This is a genomic window from Bathymodiolus heckerae thiotrophic gill symbiont, assembly GCF_900180345.1.
Taxonomy (GTDB): domain Bacteria; phylum Pseudomonadota; class Gammaproteobacteria; order PS1; family Pseudothioglobaceae; genus Thiodubiliella.
This window is the reverse complement of record NZ_FXLV01000027.1, coordinates 1-19,578: the sequence shown is the minus strand read 5'-3', so window position 1 is coordinate 19,578 and position 19,578 is coordinate 1. Positions and strand designations below refer to the sequence as shown.

Here is a 19,578-nt window from a genome sequence, read left to right as displayed (position 1 = left end):
CATTTTTTATCAGCAAAACGACCAAGAAAGATAGGGTATTTTATCAAAATCTGGTTGATTTGTCTGTGATATATTGTGGTTTTATTGTTATAAATCAGTTTGTTGTGTGGTTTTTAAGGGTTGACTACTTAATTGCCGGATTAATGTCTTCGCTGTTGGAAAAACTGTTGTAACAATTGCTTACATTCATCAGCAAGCACGCCACCTTGGGTTTCAATAGAATGGTTAAAACATTGACTATTTACAAGGTCTTGGCAAGAGCCACAAACGCCTGTTTTTTCATCATAAGCACCAAATACCACCTTAGATATACGCGCATGAATCATCGCCCCTAAGCACATAGTACAAGGCTCAAGTGTGACAAAAAGGGTGGTATTTGGTAGGCGATAATTGTTTAATGCTGCCCCTGCTTTGCGTAACAGTTGTATTTCTGCATGGGCGGTTGGGTCGTTGCTGCTGATAGGTTGATTATGTGCGCTGGCAATTAATTGCCCCTCGTGTATTAAAATTGCACCAACTGGCACTTCTCCCAGTTTTTGAGCAAGTAAAGCTTGTTCAAAGGCGAGTGCCATCCATTTTTCATCTGGTATTTTGAGCGAGTCTTGCTTGTTCATTATTCCCATTCGATGGTGGCAGGGGGTTTGCCTGAAATGTCGTAAACGACACGAGAGATGCGAGGAATTTCGTTCATAATGCGATTAGAGACTAAATCTAGGAAATCGTAGGGCAAGTGTGCCCAGCGAGCGGTCATAAAATCAATGGTTTCAACAGCACGAAGTGCTACAACAAAATCATAACGGCGTTCATCACCTGTTACACCGACTGATTTAACGGGTAAAAATACGGCAAAGGCTTGATTGACTTTATCGTATAACTCGTGGTTATAGAGTTCTTGCATAAAAATAGCATCGGCTGCCCGTAGAATATCAGCATATTCTTCTTTAACTTGACCCAAAATACGCACGCCCAATCCGGGACCTGGAAAAGGGTGGCGATAGAGCATATGTGCAGGAATGCCGAGTTTCACGCCAATTTCCCTAACTTCATCTTTAAATAATTCTTTCAATGGCTCAACCAATTCAAAAGACAAATCTTCGGGCAAGCCACCAACATTGTGATGAGATTTGATAACTTTGGCTTTACCCGAAGCGGCACCTGCTGATTCTATCACATCAGGGTAAATGGTGCCTTGTGCCAAGAATTTAATATCATCAAGGTCGCGTGCTTCTTCTTCAAAAACCTCAATAAAAGCATGGCCGATGATTTTGCGTTTTTTCTCGGGGTCATTTTCATTTGCCAAAGCCTTGTAGAATTTCTGTTGAGCATTAGCACGGATGACTTTTACCCCCATATTCTCGGCAAAGGTTTTCATTACTTCATCACCTTCATTGAGGCGTAACAAGCCATTATCAACAAACACGCAAGTGAGTTGGTCGCCAATGGCCTCGTGAAGTAGAACTGCTACCACAGATGAATCAACCCCACCTGAAAGCCCTAATAGAACATTGCCGTTGCCAATTTGGTGTTGTAGATTTTGCATCAAGTCTGAGATAATGTTGTCTGTTGTCCAGTTTTTTTCACAATCACAAATGCCTGCCACAAAGCGTTCTAAAATGTGTATTCCTTGTTTGGTGTGGGTTACTTCTGGGTGGAATTGCAAGCCATAATAGTGTTTTTCGACATTAGCAAATCCGGCTATATCACAGTTATCTGTAGAGGCAATTAACTTAAATCCATCTGGTAATTGCTTGACTTCAATGCCATGGCTCATCCACACATCTAGCAAACCATGGCCTTCGCTACTAATTTCATCACTAATATCGCTCAGTAATGGCGAATGATTGCGAGCACGAACTTTGGCAAAACCGTATTCGTGCTTGTCTGCTGAAATGGCTTGTCCGCCGAGTTGCGTGGCCATGGTTTGCATGCCATAGCAAATACCAAACACTGGTACACCAAGGTCAAAGATGATTTGTGGTGCTCTGGCAGAATCGTCTAGCATAACGGTGTCAGGGCCGCCTGAAAGGATAATACCTTTTGGGTTGAAATTTTTGATAAAATTGTCACCAACATCATAAGGCAATAATTCGCAATAAACGCCGATTTCACGCACTCGTCGTGCAATGAGTTGCGTGTATTGTGAGCCAAAATCAAGAATAAGGATTTTATCGTGGTGAATATTTGCCATAATAACTACCGATTGAATGAAGACTGTATTTTAATGAAAATTTTAGACCGCTACCTTGCTAAAACACTCCTCTTTTACACTTTGACTGTGATGACAGTTTGGGTGGGGATTTATGCGCTGTTTAATTTTATTAACGAGATTGATGTAATCGGACAACAAAACTACACGCTTTTGTCAGCAGTGATTTATGTGGCAGCTGATTTGCCTGCAGTTATTTATTCACATTCTTCGGTGATTATATTGCTGGGTTGTTTGCTAGGTTTGGGGCATTTGGCTGCCACTTCTCAATTGGTTGTTATCCGAGGGTGTGGGGCATCCATTGTGCAAATTGCTCAGAAAGTAGTCAGTATTGCGCTGATGTTTATTTTTGTGGTGATTTTGTTAGGTGAGTTTATTGCACCAATGTCCACACAATATTCTGATCTTTATAAGGCAAAAGCGTTGGGAGGTAGTGTGTCTACAAGTAGTCAAAAAGGGTTTTGGCTTAAAAATGGCAACACTATTATTAATGTTAAGAAAAACTTTGATAGCCGTGTGTTTGGCGGCGTAACTTTGATTCAGCTAGACAAAAACCATCAACTAGAGGCAGCTCTTTATGCGGATAAAGCCATATTTGATGGCAAGCATTTAACGCTTGAAAATACCAAACATTATCAACTCAATCAAACTGAAAAATTTACAGACATTCAATTGAAAAACCAGCAAAAATATAGCACCGAAGTCTCATTTAATCAAACCGCAATCGAAGCCTTGGAAAAAGACCCTAGAGATCTATCTAGTTGGGAATTGTATCAACATATTGGCTTTCTTGCAGACAATAATTTAACCTCACAAGCCTTTGAAGTTGAGCTGTATAAACGCGCAATCAAACCAGTAACCTTAATTGCAATGCTATTATTGTCAATGTTGTTTATCTTTGGCTCGCTTAGAGATGCAACTTTGGGTAAAAAGATATTTTTAGGTGTTGTTATTAGCCTATTCTTTGAATTATCCTCACGAATTGGTAGTGTTATATCGCTGCGTTTTGACTACGATCCACTGTTTAGTGTATCTGCGCCAACGCTAGTGGTTTTGGCAATTGCCTTGTTTTTATTAAAAAAGAAATCAGCAGGGTAAATAGGACATCATAATGCCAGAAATATTCACCAAAACAACCAAGTCAAAACTTAAAAAACCCAAGCGATTTCAGGTGTTTTTGCTTAATGACGATTACACTGCTATGGATTTTGTTGTTGAAGTTTTACAACAATTTTTTGCCAAAACCGAAGAAACTGCATACGCTATTATGCTTAAAATTCACATTGATGGCGAGGGTGCGTGCGGTATTTATTCACACGATGTGGCACAAACAAAAGTATCACAGGTCATCGATTTTGCCCGAAAGAACGAACAACCATTAATGTGTGTTATTCGTGAATTAGATGTGTAAAGGTCTCGTATAATAATGCGATGATTGAAGCAGGCTTACAACAAGAGATTAATACCATTATGACGCAAGCGCGGAACAACCGCTTGGAGTTCGTAACGGTGGAGCACTTACTCATCGCATTATTTAATATTGATGAAGTGGTGAGTTTTTTGTATAGCAAGCGGGTTAATATTGAAGAAGTGCGTGCGGAGTTGATGGAGCATATTGATTCGCATACACCACTTATTCCACCAACCTCAGAAGTTGATATTGTGCCAACCGTTGGTTTTCAGCGCGTGCTGCAACGCAGTGTTTATCAAGCACAATCAGCACAAAAGAACATCGTGCATGGAATGAATGTGCTGGTAAGTATTTTTGCTGAGAAAGAGTCGTATGCGGTTTATTTGCTAAAACTTAACAACATTTCTCGCCTTGAAGTAATGGAGGCGATTTCAGCACAAACGGCAGTATTTGTTGAAGACATTCCTAAGGTTGAATCTGATCCGAAAAAAGCCAAGAAAAGTGCGTTAGAAACTTATACAATTGATTTGTGCGAGAAAGCAGCAACGGGGAAAATTGACCCTCTGCTAGGTAGGGAAGAAGAGGTTTTAAGAACCATTCAGATTTTATCTAGGCGGCGTAAGAATAATCCTTTATTGGTTGGTGAGGCAGGCGTTGGCAAAACTGCAATTGCACAAGGTATTGCCAAGCAGATTGTTGATGGGAAAGTGCCTGAGGTTTTGAGTCAAGCGAGTATTTATTCATTAGATATTGGAGTGTTGATTGCAGGCACGAAATATCGGGGGGATTTTGAAAAACGCTTAAAATCGGTGCTGAGTGATTTAGAGAAAATCCCCCACGCCATTTTGTTTGTTGATGAAATTCACACAATGATTGGTGCTGGCAGCGTGTCCGGCAGTGCGTTGGATGCATCGAATCTACTTAAGCCAGCATTGGCAGACGGATCGCTTAAATGCATGGGTTCTACCACTTATGAAGAATATCGGAAAATCTTTGAAAAAGACCATGCACTTTCAAGACGCTTTCAAAAGATTGATATTGATGAGCCGTCGGTGGAGGATACGATTAAGATTTTGCATGGTTTGAAGAAATATTATCAAGATTATCATAAAGTTAAATATTCAAAAGCGGCATTAGTGTGTGCAGTTGAGCTTTCACATCGTCATATGAATGAGCGTCGTCTGCCAGATAAGGCGATTGATGTGATTGACGAAGTTGGCGCATTGCAGCAAATTCAGCCAAAATCTAAGCGAAAAATTAATATCGGTGTTGGTGATATTGAAGACATTGTCGCCAAATTAGCACGCATTCCATCACGCCAAGTAACGAATGATGATAAATCGTTACTTAAAAATTTAGCAGCAGAACTCAAACTCGGCGTGTTTGGGCAAGACAAGGCAGTTGAGAGTTTGTCTACTGCTATTAAACTTTCTCGTTCTGGTTTGGCGTATGAAAACAAACCGATGGGTTCATTCTTATTTGCAGGACCAACAGGGGTGGGAAAAACTGAGATTTGCAAGCAACTTGCTCGTATTATGGGGGTTAAATTATTGCGTTTTGATATGAGTGAATACAGGGAGGGACATTCGATTTCCAAGCTCATTGGTTCGCCACCAGGCTATGTGGGTTACGATGAAGGCGGGTTATTAACAGAAGCGGTTAATACTAATCCATACGCCGTTTTGTTGCTGGATGAGATTGAGAAAGCGCATCCTGATATTTTTAATTTGTTGTTGCAAGTGATGGACAATGGCAAACTCACGGATGCCAATGGCAGAGCAATTGATTTTAGCAATGTGATTTTGGTGATGACCTCTAACGCAGGCGCACAAACGGTTGGGCGAGCATCAATTGGTTTTAACGAGCAAGACCATTCTTTGGATTATGAAGGCGAATTGAAGAAATCGTTTACCCCAGAATTTAGAAATCGCCTGTCTGAAGTAATTTATTTCAATGCGTTGAATAAAGAGACCATTGTTTTTGTGGTGAATAAATTCTTGTTTGAGCTGGAAGCCACTTTAGAGGATAAAAATGTGTCTTTGATTGTATCTGAGACGGCAAGAAAATGGTTTTCTGTGAATGGCTATGATGCTAAAATGGGTGCACGACCTATGTCACGCTTGATAGAAAAAGAAATCCGCAAGCCGTTGGCCGATGAATTATTATTTGGCAAATTGGTTGATGGTGGCACAGTAAAAGTGGGTGTTAAAAAAGATAAAATTACGATTGTCATACAATAGTGATATAATTGTAATTTTCCCCTTAGGAGAAAGACTAATGGATATGTTGCAATTAGAAACCCAACAAATTAGTATTAGAATACCAAAATCTTTGGTAGCAGCGATTGACAGAGAGCGACAAGGCTATCAAGTTTCACGCTCAAAAGTTATTATCAATGCATTGCGTAAAGAATATGGTGTTAGTGAAGTTAATTTAGATTCTAAATAGAGTGTTAAAATCTAGTAATTTAGATAATTGGCCTGAAGTTGGCAGGACACCACAAGAAATTTGTGATGACTTTACCGTTGCGCTTAGAGAAATTAAGGCGGGTAAAACCGAAGGCACCTTAGAAGAATTGATTGCCGAATTTGAATAAGAGTATGATGCATAAAATTTATAGAATTGCTCATTTTAATAAGCGTATCAGAAAACTAAGTAAACGAGACCTTTGCATAAATATGAATAATCATCAAAAATCCACTTTTCACCCGCTTGGCAATTTTTTAAACCCAGCCTTAGCCCTGCTAGGACAAGGTTTAAGAAAATCACCAATCTGGCAAAAATTGAATTTTGCTAATCATCCCTATTTATGCAAAGGTCTCTAAACGATATAAAAAAATATTTCAAGATTTAAAAGAACTTTACGAATTATTGAAACCCAGCCTTAGCCTTACTAGGACAGAGTTTAAAAAAATACCAATTTGACAAAAATTGAATTTTGCTAATCATCCCTATTTATACAAAGATCTCAATGAAACTTATTCAAAATGAAAATTTTAATTAGTAATGACGACGGTTTTGATGCCCAAGGCATTAAAATACTGGCACAATATTTGTCGCAAGACCATGAAGTTGTGGTGGTTGCGCCAAATGAAAACAAATCTGCCTCCAGTAGTTCTTTGACGCTAAATCGAGCATTGCAACCGATTGAAGTCGAAAAAAATATTTACAGTGTTGATGCTACGCCGAGCGATTGTGTGCATTTGGCGCTTAGCGGGATGCTGGATGAGGCGTTTGATTTAGTGGTAACGGGGATTAATTTTGGGTCAAATTTAGGTGATGATGTGATTTATTCTGGCACAGTAGCAGGGGCAATTGAAGGGCGATTTTTGGGGTTACCCTCTCTAGCGATTTCGCTTGCCAGTTGGGAAGGAGAGAATTTTGACACGGCAGGTGTCATTGCTAAACAGCTGGTCGCACAAATCTCTCATGCCCAATTATCACACGATACCATTTTAAATATCAATGTGCCAGATGTTGCATTGGCGGATATTCAGGGCTTTCAAACCACGCGTTTGGGTAAACGACATCAATCGGAAAAAAGTGTGATGGACAAAGACGATATGTCAAAGTTTTGGATTGGTGAGAATGGTAAAGAGGCTGATAATGGCGTTGGCACAGATTTTCATGCGATTGCCAATCGTTTTGTGTCGGTAACGCCCTTGCAAATTGATTTAACCAAATACAACGAAATGGACACAATATCTACATGGCTACAAGCGGTCAAATAAAAGCAATATTTTGGGTCTGGCTTGGCTTGAACTTGTTGGATATTTTCGTGGTGCGCGATTTGTTGTGGCTGTTGGAGCACTGGGATATTAAGCGTGTGCTTGTTAATTTCGGTTTGACTTCGTTGGCAATGTTGTCTTTGCTATTTATTCTCAATCCAATTATTAGCCGCTCTAAAATTGGGAAAAATATTGTTTTTGCGATAGTAGTCGTGCCGATGTTAGTGCAGTTATCGCATTATGAGGTGTATCGTAGTTTTGCTTCAAGTTTTGGTTTTTATGAATTTTCGCAAGACCCAATAATGGTGCTGGAGTTGTGGCTATCGCAGTTTAATTATCTAAAATCTGGCATTATTTTATTGTCAGTTTATGCTTTATTGAGTTTGTTAACAGCACCAGTTAGGGTAGTAAAATGGCGTTATGGTCTAAATGTAATTGGTTTTGTGTTGTTGTATTTACTCACCACATTTAGCTGGTATGGCGTGAGTAATTTTCAAAATTCAGTGTTGGCGTATTATTCAACCTTATTACAAATGTCACGCATTCAAGTGCTGGAATTTAAGTATGAAAAACCGCCTATTGCACCCAGTCAGCTGCCTATTGACGAGCTACCGAATATTGTCTATATTATTGGCGAATCCTTGACCCTTTCGCAGATGGGTATTTATGGCTATGAAAGAGATACCACGCCTAAATTGGCACAACTTGAGGCTGATGAAAAACTGATTAAATATAACAATGCGCTGAGCATCGGCACTCACACACGCCTAAGTGTGCCGTATATGCTGGTGGGTATAGAAGGTATTGACCCACAGGGCAAAATTTATCAGACACCATCGGTATTTAACTATGCCAAAGCGCGCGGATATACGACTGCATTTATCAGCGCACAAGATACTCGCTGGGGGCATATTAAAGATTTATTTGTGGACAACGATGTGGATTATTTTTGGCATGGGGTTACTATGTATAAAAATGCTTCTGTGCATAAAGGTGCCAATGATATGCAGGTGTTAAATGAAATTACTTTGCCCTATATTGACAAAGTCTCTAAGAAAAAACCACCATTTTTCTTAGTATTACAAATGGATGGATCGCATTATCCGTATGCAACACACAGCACCTATGAGCATAAAAAATTCTTGCCTGAAGGACCGCCAAATTCCATCAATGCGTATGATAATACGGTGGTTAAAACCGATGATTATTTAGCCGTAGTGATTAACAAAATGCGCAAACAATATCCTGATAGCTGGGTGTTTTATTCTACCGACCATGGGCAAGGGTTGGGCGGCAAGGCAGGCAAGTTTAACCAAGACCCACACCTAAACACCATTCATAATCCGTTACTGGTTTCTGCACCAAAATCACACTATCGTCAGTTGCTGAGTAATCAAGATTTGCCTATTTCACAAGCGGATATTGTGCCCAGTATTTTGGCTATTATTGGTATGAAACCTCATTCAAATATTAACGGAAAATCTTTGCTTGATATGCAAAACCCAGAGCGACTTAGGGTTGTGAGCCAGTATATGCCCACCCTGTATAATAGCCCTAATGCAGTGTTGGTAAACCCTGATTTGAGCTTTTACATCATTGATTTTGAAAAAATGAGTGTAACGCTTCCTGATGGCAAACGAACCATTCGTTTTCAGGATTGGGATAAGAAATATCAGCAAATATTTACTAATCGTGGTTTAGAACTTAAATAGTTTATAATTAAATCGTATGGAATATAACAAAAACTTCTACCAAATTCATTCGAATGATGATATTTTTCAACGCATTAAGGACGAACGAAAGACGATTGGTTATTACCATTTGCCTTATCAGGATACCCATGATATTAAAGAGTACGCCTCGAGTATTACCAAGCAGCATATTGTTGTGCTTGGCATTGGTGGCTCAAGTTTGGGCGCTAGAGCAATTTATGAGTTTTTGTTGCCATCAAATCATTATCAAAAAGATTTGGTCTTTTTAGAAACGATTGACCCGCTTAAAATCAATCACTGCTTAGTCAAACTTGAGCTTGGTGATGCGCATTTTGTGGTGATTTCAAAATCAGGTAATACCATTGAAACCATCAGCTTATTTAAGTATTTGAGTGCTTTGGTTGAGATTAACAATGATAATTGCACCATTATTTCTGAGGCAGAAACCAAGTTAACCAAATTTGCTCAGGACAATCATATTAAAGCCTTTGAGTTGCCTGAGAATGTTGGTGGGCGTTTTTCTGTATTTAGCGTGGTTGGCTTAGTGCCACTTGCGATGGTAGGTGTAGATATTGATAATCTGTTGAATGGCGCCAAGCGTGTATCAGATAGTTTTTTTATGCAAAAAGATTATTATCAGCCGATTATTAGAAAAGCACGGTTTTTGGTAGAAAACAAAGGGCGTTTTAATATTAATGCGATTTTTTCTTACTCCTCTTCGCTTGAGGGCTTTAATAAATGGTATGTACAACTTTGGGCAGAGAGTTTGGGCAAGCTCAACATTAACTGCACACGACAAGCGCTAACACCCATAGCGCTGATAGGCCCAGTAGACCAGCACAGTTTTTTGCAATTAATTATCGATGGTGTGCGTGATAAAACCGTTACTTTTATTAAAATTTCCGACCTAAAAGACAATACCATCATTCCCAAATCTAGGGATAAAAATTTAGGTTTAGAATACGCTGAAGGGCTGAGTTTTAATGACCTTCTGAATAAACAAGCCGACGCCATCATTCAATTGGTCGAAGAGCAAGCAGATATCCCTTGCGATGTGGTAACGATTTCCACGGTGGATGAATATAACATTGCCAAACTGATGTTTACTTATCAATTGTTGGTTTCTGCTATCGGTCAATTCTTGCAAATTAACACCTACAACCAACCCGGCGTGGAGAGAGGTAAGGTTATTCTTAAAGAAAGCTTAGAGCACTAATGTCTGTTATTCATAAATGTCTTTTCCCAGTTGCAGGCTACGGCACACGCTTTTTACCTGTCACCAAGGCTATTCCTAAGGAAATGTTACCAATTCTCACTAAGCCATTGATTCAATATGGCGTGGAGGAGGCGATGAGTGCGGGTATTCGCACTATGGCAATGGTTACCAGCAAGCACAAACAAGCCATTGAAAATCATTTTAAACCACACCTAGAAATTGAGTCCAGCATTCAAGGTACTGCCAAAGAGCCTTTATTAGATGAGGTTAATCAGATTATCAAACAGTGTGATTTTGCTTATATTGAGCAGCAGGAAATGTTGGGATTGGGGCATGCGATTTATACTGGAAAGTCATTAATTGGCAATAAACCATTTGCGGTGATTTTGCCAGATGATTTATGCACCAATGATGACGATTCGGTGTTATTACAAATGACTAAACTGCACACCCAGCACCCTGATTGTTGTATCGTGGCAATTGAAGCAGTGCCAATGGATGCAGTGGATAAATATGGTGTGATTGATGGTGAGTTACTAAGTGACTCAAACAACACTTGGCTTGTGCATAATATGGTAGAAAAACCAAGCCCAGAAGCAGCGCCGACTAATTTAGCGATTATTGGTCGCTATATTCTTACCCCAGATATTTTTACCGTTTTGGAAAATACCCAGCCCGATAAAAATGGCGAAATTCAAATTACCGATGCACTAATGACACTGGCTAAAAAAGGCAAAGTTATCGCTTATCAATTTCAGGGCAAACGCTTTGACTGTGGTAGTGTGAAAGGCTTTGTCAAAGCAACTAACGCTTTTGCAGAAAAGTTATTGTAACTCCAGCTATTAACTCGGCATTAAATAAACACACCTCTTTTATTGTTTTTTAAACATCCTGTAATAGGATATTTATTATTTTAAATTAGAATGGCAAAAATGAGTAAAAGGAACCCATTTGATAAGCGTCGAGAAGTTGTAAGAGGCTTGCTGGTTAGCGCTAGAAAATATCAAAATATGACGCAGAAGCAATTGGCAACACAGTTACAGAAGCCACAATCCTTTGTTAGTAAGTATGAAAATGGTGATCGTTTGCTTGATTTGGTAGAAACGCATCAAATCTGTCAAGTGCTTAATTATTCCTTTTCTGAATTTACACTTAGTTTTGAGATGGCTATTAACGAGCCGTCTGTCAATTATTCTGCCGATATAGATAGAGAAAAAGATGAAAAATAGCATTGCTATCTTTTTATTTTTAATTGGCGTTAATGCTTTGGCGTTAACTGAGCAAGATTTTGTTAAAAAAGTATTAAATCAAGATGCAAATTTTGAAAAAGACCAAATTTATGTAACGATTAAACAAATTGAATTGGATGCTAGCAGGGATAGTTATGCGGATTGGAATACCAATTTAACGGCCTCGGTATCAAACAGTTATTACGATATAGAGAAAGATACTACCTCCACAAAACTTTACGAGAAACATCGCCTTAAAAGCAGTAAATCCATTGGAATAGTAACTCGGAAGAAGTTTTTAAGCAATCCTTCTGTGCTGACGATTAAAGCTAAGCGCTCAATTCCAAATACCGATATAACGCGTTATAAGCAAGATAAAATTTATACGGGCAAAAATGCTGAATATAACATTACGACTTTTGATAATATTTATACAATTAGTTATAAATATCCGTTGTTAAAACATGATGGCAATGCGGAGAGTCTGAAAACCTATCATCGGGACATTTTAGATTTAAAACGAGAAAAACTTGATTTTGATGATGCTCAAGAGAAGTTTTTGGTGGATCGCTTGAAGCAGTATATTGATTGGAATTCTTATCAAAAAAAGTCTGAAATTTATCAAAATTATAGACAATCGTTAAAGGCGATTAAAGCCAATCAATTAAAGGGTAAATTAAAGCTAAATACGGTTATTTTGCGTGCTAGTCAAGATGCGTCAAATAATAATGCTCAATTACAATCTTTGAAAAAAGCGTTGGTAGTGGCATTAAACGACCCTAGTTTGTGGTCTGAAAAGCCTAGAATAAATACCGATAAACGCCCGAAAATTTTGCCTGATTTAACCCAATATTTACGCCACAATGTGCGGGCTTTGTTAAAACTTGAGATTGACAAGCGTTTAAAAGAGATTGATTTGGCTTATCACAATAACCAGTCTCTTTATAAATTAGATTTTAGTATTAGTGCTGAAAAAAATGATAATAAGGGTAATACAATGACCACGAAATATCAAAGTGAGAGCATTCTTTATACCGCAGGCCTTAAATTTAGTATGCCGATTGGTGCAGATGTGGATAATCAAAAAAATGTTAGAGTGGCAAAATTAAATTTGAGAAAACTCAATATAGATTATGATAATAAATTAAATGATATAAACTCAGATGCACAGGCGTTGGTTGTTGGCTTAGAATTGACAAAAAAAGCGCTTGATGATTATCAAAAACTAAGAGTTAATGTGGAAAATGAAGTTAATTTAGCATTTAAAGAATACTTGGATAAGGCAATCACAATTGAAATGCTGATTGATGTTTATCACAACAAGCGCGATGTTGAGTTGGATTATATTGCAGTATTGGCAGATTACCAAAAAAATCTACTTGCTTATAACAATAAGTTAGATAGGGTGTTGCCAGATACCAGATAGTGCTAAAGCGGTTTTTACTCAACAGTAACTGACTTGGCAAGATTGCGAGGTTGATCGACATCCGTGCCTTTGATTAATGCTATATGGTAACTGAGCAGTTGCAGAGGGATGGTGAAGATAATCGGCGCAGTAATGCGTCCAAGATTGTGGGTAATTGGAATAATATCCATACCATCCATTGGCATAACATTTGATGTTTCGTCTTCAAACACAATCATTTGTGAGCCACGAGATTTGACTTCTTGTAAGTTGGATTTTAGTTTGTCTAGTAATTCATCGTTTGGTGCTATGGCAATAACAGGCGTGTCTTTATCAATTAGGGCAATGGGACCATGTTTGAGCTCTCCTGCGGGGTAAGCTTCGGCGTGAATGTAACTAATTTCTTTGAGTTTAAGCGCACCCTCCATGGCGATTGCGTGCATAGCACCCCTGCCTAAGAATAAAGCATTAAATTTGTCTTTGAAGGTTTTGGCGAGTTTAATAATCTGGTCTTCTTGTTCTAATGCTTTGGCAATCAAGTTAGGCAACTGATTAAATCCATCGACAATGACTGCCTCTTGTTGTTCTGATACTTGGTTATGACATCTGCCAATGGCGACCGATAAAAGTGCCAATGACACCAATTGTGTGGTGAATGCTTTGGTGCTGGCCACGCCAATTTCAGGGCCAGCATGGGTTAAAAAAGTGAGCTCTGATTCTCGTGTTAGGCTTGATTCAGCACTATTACAAATGGTGAGAGAGTGAATGTTTTTATTGCGTTTTTTTACCGCTTTAAGTGCTTCTAAAGTATCTGCTGTTTCGCCACTTTGGGAAATTGTGATGAACAAAGTATTGTCTAAAATAATAGGGTTGCGATAGCGGTATTCACTAGCGACTTCGATATGAGTTGGGATTTTTGCAATGTCTTCTAGCCAGTATTTAGCCACTAAACCTGCGTTATAACTCGTTCCACAAGCAATAATCTGAATGTGTTCGGTGTTTTGAAATATTGTTTTTGCATTGTGTCCAAATGCGCTCGTCAGTACTTTGTTTTTGCTAATACGAGATTCTAGCGTATCTCTAATCGCCTGAGGCTGCTCGAAAATCTCTTTTTGCATATAGTGCGTGTATTCACCTTTTGAAACTTGCCCACTTTTGAGTTTAGAAATTTTAATTTCTCGCTCTACTTGCTTGCCATTCTTATCGAAAATAGTAACAGAATCTAGCGTAATATCGGCAATATCACCTTCTTCTAGAAAGATGAATTTTTTGGTAATGTCTAATAATGCCATTTGGTCAGAGGCGATAAAGTTGCCTTTATCACTGAGTCCAATTACCAAGGGTGAGCCACTTCTAGTGGCAATAATATGCCCTGGATTTTTAGGGGAAATTGCCCCAATACCATATGCACCTTGGAACAAGGTAACCGCTTGTTGTACTGCTTGTAGCAGAGTATCGCAATTTTTTAAGGCTTGGTGAATGCCGTGGGCAATAACTTCGGTATCTGTGTCCGAAGTAAAATGATAGCCTTGTGCTTGTTGCTGCGTTTTGAGTGCTAAAAAATTCTCAATAATACCGTTATGCACTACACCGACATTGTTATTGCAAATATGTGGATGGGCGTTTTTTATGGTAGGCTTGCCATGTGTTGCCCAGCGAGTGTGTGCAATGCCAATCATGCCATTAACCTCTGGACTAATACTGTTTTCGAGATTAACAACTTTGCCCGCTGCACGAACACGCTGCAATATATTTTTACTGGTTAAAACAACCAGACCTGCCGAATCATAACCCCGATATTCTAAGCGTTTCAGCCCATCAACTAAGAGGGGTGTAATGTTATTTTTAGTAATACCGCCAACGATTCCGCACATAAAATTTTATTATATTTAGTTTAGGGAAATTATAATCAGTATTGCCGTTGTATTGACTTTTCTTGATGGATATGTAATACTTGTCATACAAGAAGAATAAATGGAGGATAAAAAATGTTATCAGTAAGACTGGATAAACAGACGCAAGATAAACTAGATGGGCTGGCAAGTGCCACCAAACGACCTAAAAGTTTTTTTGTAAAAGAGGCGTTGGAAAATTATTTGGATGATATGGTAGATTATTATGAAGTGCAAAGTCGCGCCAAAGACTCAAATCGTAATTTTATTAGCGTGGAAGAATTAGAAAAAGCACTTGATGTATAGGTTATCATTTGATGACAAAGTTATCAAAGATTTAAGAAAGATTAACAAAAGCTGGCAAGCTAGAATTATTAAATCCGTCAAAACAAAACTAGTAGAAAACCCCCATTTAGGCAAGAAATTAGTGGGAAATTTATCTCCTTATTATCGATATGGAGTTGGCAATTACAGAGTGCTGTATGAAATTAATGATGAAGAAATTACAGTTTTTGTCGTCAAAATCAAACACAGGAAAAATATTTACAAATAATGATTATTGACCTACACAACCATTCTTATTATTCCGATGGCGTTTTATCGCCTAGTGCAGTGGTGCGTCTAGCAAAAGAATCTGGCTGCGGGGTGTTTGCACTGACCGACCATGACACGACCGATGGACTGGCTGAGGCGCAACAAGAGGCGAATAATCAGCAGATTAAACTCATTCACGGGGTTGAAGTTTCAGCTATGTGGAGTAATATGACTGTTCATATTGTTGGGCTGAATATTGACAAAGACAACCCAGTCTTGCAAGCAGGGCTAAAACAACATCAAGATTTTCGCAAGCTCAGAGCTGAGAAAATGGCACGAGGTTTGAGCGGTGCGGGGGTTGTGGGTGCGTTGGAAAAAACCAAAGCACTTGCTAAAACCGATATGCTAACACGCACGCATTTTGCACAAATGCTGGTTCAAGAAGGTGTTTGCAAAGATATAAAAAGTGTTTTTAGACGATTTTTAACGGGCAAGAAACCTGGTGGTGTGGGCGGAAAATGGGCAGAGTTTGACGAAGTCATTGCGTGGATTCATGCGGCTGGCGGTGTGGCAGTATTGGCGCACCCTTTGCGTTATCGAATGACCAATACTAAAGTCCAACGAATGCTTTCTCATTTGTCTAATGCAGGGCTTGACGGCGTGGAAGTGGTTACTGCACATAGTACTAATGAAGAAATTGCGTTAATATCTCAATGGGCAGATGAAGTTGGTTTACTGTATTCTTGTGGCTCAGATTATCATGGGTGGCATAATCAAAGAGTGAGCATTGGAGTTTTAAAAGATTTGCCTAATGCTAATAGGGCGTTATGGAGCGAATGGTAGTGGCACAAATATTAACCATTCACCCAAAAAACCCACAACAGCGACTGATAAAGCAAGTGGTGGATGAGTTAAATGCTGATGGGATAATTGCTTATCCGACTGATTCTGGCTATGCGCTGGGTACAGTGTTGGGAAATAAAAATGGGTTGGAGCGAATTCGCCGTATTCGTAGTTTGTCTAAGCGCCATGATTTTACTTTAATGATGCGTGATCTCTCTCATATCGGCGAATATGCTAAACTTGACAATAACGCATTTCGTTTATTGAAAAAAATTTTACCAGGGGCTTATACCTTTATTTTGCAAGGCACACGCGATGTGCCAAAACGCCTATTACACCCTAAGAAAAAAACCATTGGTTTGAGGATTTCTACACATGGCGTGGTGCAAGCCATTCTCGATGCGCTTGAAGCACCGTTAATGAGCGTTTCTCTTATTCTTGAAGGTCATGATTTTTATGATATTAATGATGTGCGTGAGGTGCTAGAAAATCAGGTGGATATAATTATTGATGATGGCTGTTGTCCGCCAGAGCCAACCACAGTGATTGATTTATCGTCAGGTAGTGTTGAAATTATCCGTCAAGGTGCAGGCGACACTAATATATAATTAGGCGTTTTATATTGACCTCGTTTTCCTTATGAAAACTGCACAAATTAGACAAAAATTCCTAGATTTTTACGCCTCAAAAGGGCATACTATTGAGCCGAGCACCTCATTGATTCCACATAATGACAAAACTTTATTGTTCGTTAATGCGGGCATGGTGCCATTTAAAGATGTGTTCAGTGGTGTGGAAAAACGCCCCTACACGCGTGCAGTGAGTTGCCAGCGATGTGTGCGGGCTGGTGGTAAACACAACGATTTAGAAAATGTAGGCTATACTGCCCGTCATCATACTTTCTTTGAAATGTTGGGCAACTTTTCCTTTGGTGATTATTTCAAGCGTGAGGCGATTAAATATGCTTGGGAATTTTTAACCATTGAACTTGGGCTGCCTAAAGAAAAGCTTTGGGTTAGTGTGTTTGAAGAAGATGACGAGGCAGAGAATATTTGGGTAAATGAAATTGGTTTTCCAAAGAACCACATTTCCCGTTGTGGTGCTAAAGATAATTTCTGGCAAATGGGCGACACTGGCCCTTGTGGCCCTTGTAGTGAAATATTCTACGACCACGGCGAAGACATTGCTGGTGGGCCACCTGGTCACGCCGATGAAGATGGCGACCGGTATATTGAAATTTGGAATTTGGTTTTTACTCAATACGACAAACAAGAAGACGGTTATTTAAAACCACTTGATGCGCCTTGTGTGGACACAGGAATGGGGCTTGAGAGACTAGCAGCCGTATTGCAACATAAAAATAACAATTACGATACCGATGGCTTCAAATCATTAATCAAAGCCATTGTTGAATTAACGCCAAAAGACAGCAACATCAAACAAGATAACGCCTCAGTGCGTGTGGTTGCCGACCATATTCGCTCCACAGCATTTATGATTGTTGATGGTGTTATTCCATCGAACGAAGGCAGAGGTTATGTGTTGCGTCGTATTATTCGCCGCGCGATTCGTCATGGGCATACAATTGGTATTAATAAAGTATTTTTCTATCGTTTAGCGCCAGTTTTGGCGTTAGAACTCAAAGATGCTTACCCAGAATTGAAAAAAGTATTGGCGATTGTTGAGAAAGTATTAAAACGAGAAGAACAGCGATTTGCCCAGACGCTAGATCAAGGCATGGGGATTTTAACCGAGGCAATTGTCCAGCTTAAAGGCAGTGAAATTGATGGTACAGTCGTGTTTAAACTTTACGACACTTACGGTTTTCCAGCAGATTTAACTGCTGATGTGGCACGAGAGCATAATTTAACCATTGATATGACAGGTTTTGAAGTTGAAATGACCAAGCAAAGAGACCGTGCTAGGCAAGCAGGCGATTTTAAAACTACCCAACAAGGCGTGGCAATCAGTGGAGCCACTGAATTTGTGGGTTACGAGCAATTAGAAAATGCCTCTACCGTGCGAGCTATTGTGCAAGAAGGGGAATTGGTTGAAAGCATTAATACAGGTGAACGAGCGATTGTGGTGTTAGCAAGCTCTAGTTTTTATGCTGAATCAGGTGGTCAAGTTGGCGATGCTGGCACGCTTACAAGCACCACGGCTGTATTTGCAGTAGACAGAACGCAAAAACAAAAATCAGGTGCGTTTGAGCATCATGGCGTGCTAAGCGAAGGCGTGCTAAAAGTCGGCGTTGTGATGGAGGCGAAAGTTGATAAAAAAGCCCGAAAACGCATTGCCAGAAACCACTCAGCCACACATTTATTGCACGCCGCATTACGGACAGTTTTGGGTGAAACAGTTGCCCAAAAAGGCTCATTGGTTGACAGTGAAAAACTGCGTTTTGATTTTTCACACGATGAAATGATTGCCAAATCAGACCTTGATAAGATTGAAAGCATCGTTAATCGAAAAATTCTAGGCAACACCAAAGTACACACCGATGTTACTGATATTGACAGCGCCAAAAAGAAAGGCGCAATGGCATTATTTGGTGAGAAATACGGCGACACTGTGCGCGTTCTCACCATGGGTAAAGATGATTTTTCAGTGGAATTATGCGGCGGCACGCATGTTAATCAACTGGGTGATATTGGGCTGTTTAGAATTACCTCAGAAGGCGGTGTATCTGCTGGTGTGCGTCGTATTGAGGCAGTCACGGGTTACGATGCGTATCAATTTGATAATCATACACAAGACCGTTTGAGTCAAATTGCACAGATGACTAAGTCAAGCAACGCCCAAGTTGTGGAAAAGGTGGCACAATTGATTGAACACCAAAAAACCCTAGAAAAACAACTCGCCTCATTCCAAAAACAACTCGCCAGCAACCAAGGCGATGATTTGGTCAGCCAAGCGCAACAAGTAAACGGCATTAAATTACTCGCCAGTGTTGTAAATGGTGTAAGCGGCAAAGATCTGCGCAATATTGCCGACAAACTCAAAGACAAACTGGGTTCTGCTATTATCGTTCTCGCAGTGATAAATGGCAAAAAAGTCTCTTTAGTCGCCGCCGTTACCAAAGATTTAACCGACAAATATCAAGCTGGAAAAATTCTTAATTATGTTGCCCAGCAAGTCGGTGGTAAAGGCGGCGGTCGTGCTGATATGGCACAAGGCGGTGGTACAAACCCTAGCAAAATAGAGGAAGCACTGGCATCAGTTAAAGGGTTAATTTAACCAATAAAAAACCCACTTTCGTGGGTTTTTTATTGTAATTAGTCAACCCTTAAAAACCACACAACAAACTGATTTATAACAATAAAACCACAATATATCACAGACAAATCAACCAGATTTTGATAAAATACCCTATCTTTCTTGGTCGTTTTGCTGATAAAAAAT

Annotated in this window: 20 protein-coding genes; 17 read left to right on the top strand and 3 right to left on the bottom strand. The window is 39.5% G+C overall.

Annotation, left to right across the window (positions count from 1 at the left end; genetic code table 11):
- Nucleotides 1–140 precede the first annotated feature (140 nt).
- Nucleotides 141–614, bottom strand: coding sequence for a tRNA adenosine(34) deaminase TadA (gene tadA, locus CRYPD_RS04535; RefSeq protein WP_138146416.1), 474 nt, complete (start codon nucleotides 612–614; stop codon nucleotides 141–143).
- A complete protein-coding gene (gene guaA / locus CRYPD_RS04530) occupies nucleotides 614–2,188 on the bottom strand; it encodes a glutamine-hydrolyzing GMP synthase (RefSeq protein WP_138146415.1) in 1,575 nt (524 codons plus the stop codon). Before guaA ends, tadA begins: the two co-directional genes overlap by 1 nt.
- 33 nt (nucleotides 2,189–2,221) lie before the next feature.
- On the opposite strand from guaA, the gene lptG reads away from it, so the two are divergent.
- The 12 genes from lptG (at nucleotide 2,222) to CRYPD_RS04480 (ending at nucleotide 12,928) form a co-directional block, all read left to right on the top strand.
- Entirely contained in the window at nucleotides 2,222–3,304 is a 1,083-nt protein-coding gene (gene lptG / locus CRYPD_RS04525; protein WP_138146414.1) for an LPS export ABC transporter permease LptG, read from the top strand.
- A gap of 13 nt (nucleotides 3,305–3,317) precedes the next feature.
- A complete protein-coding gene (gene clpS / locus CRYPD_RS04520) occupies nucleotides 3,318–3,617 on the top strand; it encodes an ATP-dependent Clp protease adapter ClpS (protein ID WP_138146413.1) in 300 nt (99 codons plus the stop codon).
- A 20-nt stretch (nucleotides 3,618–3,637) separates the two neighbouring features.
- A complete protein-coding gene (gene clpA / locus CRYPD_RS04515; RefSeq protein ID WP_138146412.1) occupies nucleotides 3,638–5,857 on the top strand; it encodes an ATP-dependent Clp protease ATP-binding subunit ClpA in 2,220 nt (739 codons plus the stop codon).
- Between the two features lie 37 nt (nucleotides 5,858–5,894).
- Nucleotides 5,895–6,065, top strand: a complete 171-nt coding sequence (locus tag CRYPD_RS04510) for a ribbon-helix-helix domain-containing protein (protein ID WP_138146411.1) — start codon at nucleotides 5,895–5,897, stop codon at nucleotides 6,063–6,065.
- Nucleotide 6,066: 1 nt separating this feature from the next.
- A complete protein-coding gene (locus CRYPD_RS07960; RefSeq protein ID WP_171004320.1) occupies nucleotides 6,067–6,213 on the top strand; it encodes a hypothetical protein in 147 nt (48 codons plus the stop codon).
- Nucleotides 6,214–6,295: 82 nt separating this feature from the next.
- Entirely contained in the window at nucleotides 6,296–6,442 is a 147-nt protein-coding gene (locus CRYPD_RS07955; RefSeq protein ID WP_171004319.1) for a hypothetical protein, read from the top strand.
- 162 nt (nucleotides 6,443–6,604) lie between these two features.
- Nucleotides 6,605–7,348 carry a 5'/3'-nucleotidase SurE gene (gene surE, locus CRYPD_RS04505; protein ID WP_138146410.1) on the top strand — a complete coding sequence of 248 codons (744 nt, stop codon included), beginning with the start codon at nucleotides 6,605–6,607 and terminating at the stop codon, nucleotides 7,346–7,348.
- Nucleotides 7,327–9,057, top strand: a complete 1,731-nt coding sequence (locus CRYPD_RS04500; protein WP_138146409.1) for a phosphoethanolamine transferase — start codon at nucleotides 7,327–7,329, stop codon at nucleotides 9,055–9,057. Before surE ends, CRYPD_RS04500 begins: the two co-directional genes overlap by 22 nt.
- Nucleotides 9,058–9,073: 16 nt before the next feature.
- Complete coding sequence (locus CRYPD_RS04495) at nucleotides 9,074–10,273, top strand: glucose-6-phosphate isomerase (RefSeq protein ID WP_138146408.1); 1,200 nt, start codon at nucleotides 9,074–9,076, stop codon at nucleotides 10,271–10,273.
- Nucleotides 10,273–11,106 carry a UTP--glucose-1-phosphate uridylyltransferase GalU gene (gene galU, locus CRYPD_RS04490; protein ID WP_138146407.1) on the top strand — a complete coding sequence of 278 codons (834 nt, stop codon included), beginning with the start codon at nucleotides 10,273–10,275 and terminating at the stop codon, nucleotides 11,104–11,106. The genes CRYPD_RS04495 and galU overlap by 1 nt, the downstream gene beginning before the upstream one ends.
- A gap of 99 nt (nucleotides 11,107–11,205) precedes the next feature.
- Nucleotides 11,206–11,502, top strand: coding sequence for a helix-turn-helix domain-containing protein (locus CRYPD_RS04485; RefSeq protein ID WP_138146406.1), 297 nt, complete (start codon nucleotides 11,206–11,208; stop codon nucleotides 11,500–11,502).
- Nucleotides 11,492–12,928 carry a TolC family protein gene (locus tag CRYPD_RS04480; protein WP_138146405.1) on the top strand — a complete coding sequence of 479 codons (1,437 nt, stop codon included), beginning with the start codon at nucleotides 11,492–11,494 and terminating at the stop codon, nucleotides 12,926–12,928. The genes CRYPD_RS04485 and CRYPD_RS04480 overlap by 11 nt, the downstream gene beginning before the upstream one ends.
- 14 nt (nucleotides 12,929–12,942) lie before the next feature.
- On the opposite strand, the gene glmS is transcribed toward CRYPD_RS04480, so the two are convergent.
- Nucleotides 12,943–14,781, bottom strand: coding sequence for a glutamine--fructose-6-phosphate transaminase (isomerizing) (gene glmS, locus CRYPD_RS04475; RefSeq protein WP_138146404.1), 1,839 nt, complete (start codon nucleotides 14,779–14,781; stop codon nucleotides 12,943–12,945).
- 114 nt (nucleotides 14,782–14,895) lie between these two features.
- Here glmS and relB point away from each other — a divergent pair, with 114 nt between their 5' ends.
- Genes relB through alaS form a run of 5 tightly spaced genes read left to right on the top strand, consistent with a single transcriptional unit; the run spans nucleotide 14,896 to nucleotide 19,413 of the window.
- A complete protein-coding gene (gene relB / locus CRYPD_RS04470; RefSeq protein ID WP_138146403.1) occupies nucleotides 14,896–15,105 on the top strand; it encodes a type II toxin-antitoxin system RelB family antitoxin in 210 nt (69 codons plus the stop codon).
- Complete coding sequence (locus CRYPD_RS04465; RefSeq protein WP_171004318.1) at nucleotides 15,098–15,352, top strand: type II toxin-antitoxin system RelE family toxin; 255 nt, start codon at nucleotides 15,098–15,100, stop codon at nucleotides 15,350–15,352. The genes relB and CRYPD_RS04465 overlap by 8 nt, the downstream gene beginning before the upstream one ends.
- Nucleotides 15,352–16,176 (top strand): PHP domain-containing protein, encoded by an 825-nt coding sequence (locus CRYPD_RS04460; protein ID WP_138146401.1) that lies wholly within the window; start codon nucleotides 15,352–15,354, stop codon nucleotides 16,174–16,176. The genes CRYPD_RS04465 and CRYPD_RS04460 overlap by 1 nt, the downstream gene beginning before the upstream one ends.
- Nucleotides 16,176–16,784, top strand: coding sequence for an L-threonylcarbamoyladenylate synthase (locus tag CRYPD_RS04455; protein ID WP_138146417.1), 609 nt, complete (start codon nucleotides 16,176–16,178; stop codon nucleotides 16,782–16,784). The genes CRYPD_RS04460 and CRYPD_RS04455 overlap by 1 nt, the downstream gene beginning before the upstream one ends.
- A 31-nt stretch (nucleotides 16,785–16,815) precedes the next feature.
- On the top strand, nucleotides 16,816–19,413 hold the full coding sequence (gene alaS / locus CRYPD_RS04450) for an alanine--tRNA ligase (protein WP_138146400.1): 2,598 nt from the start codon (nucleotides 16,816–16,818) through the stop codon (nucleotides 19,411–19,413).
- Nucleotides 19,414–19,578 lie beyond the last annotated feature (165 nt).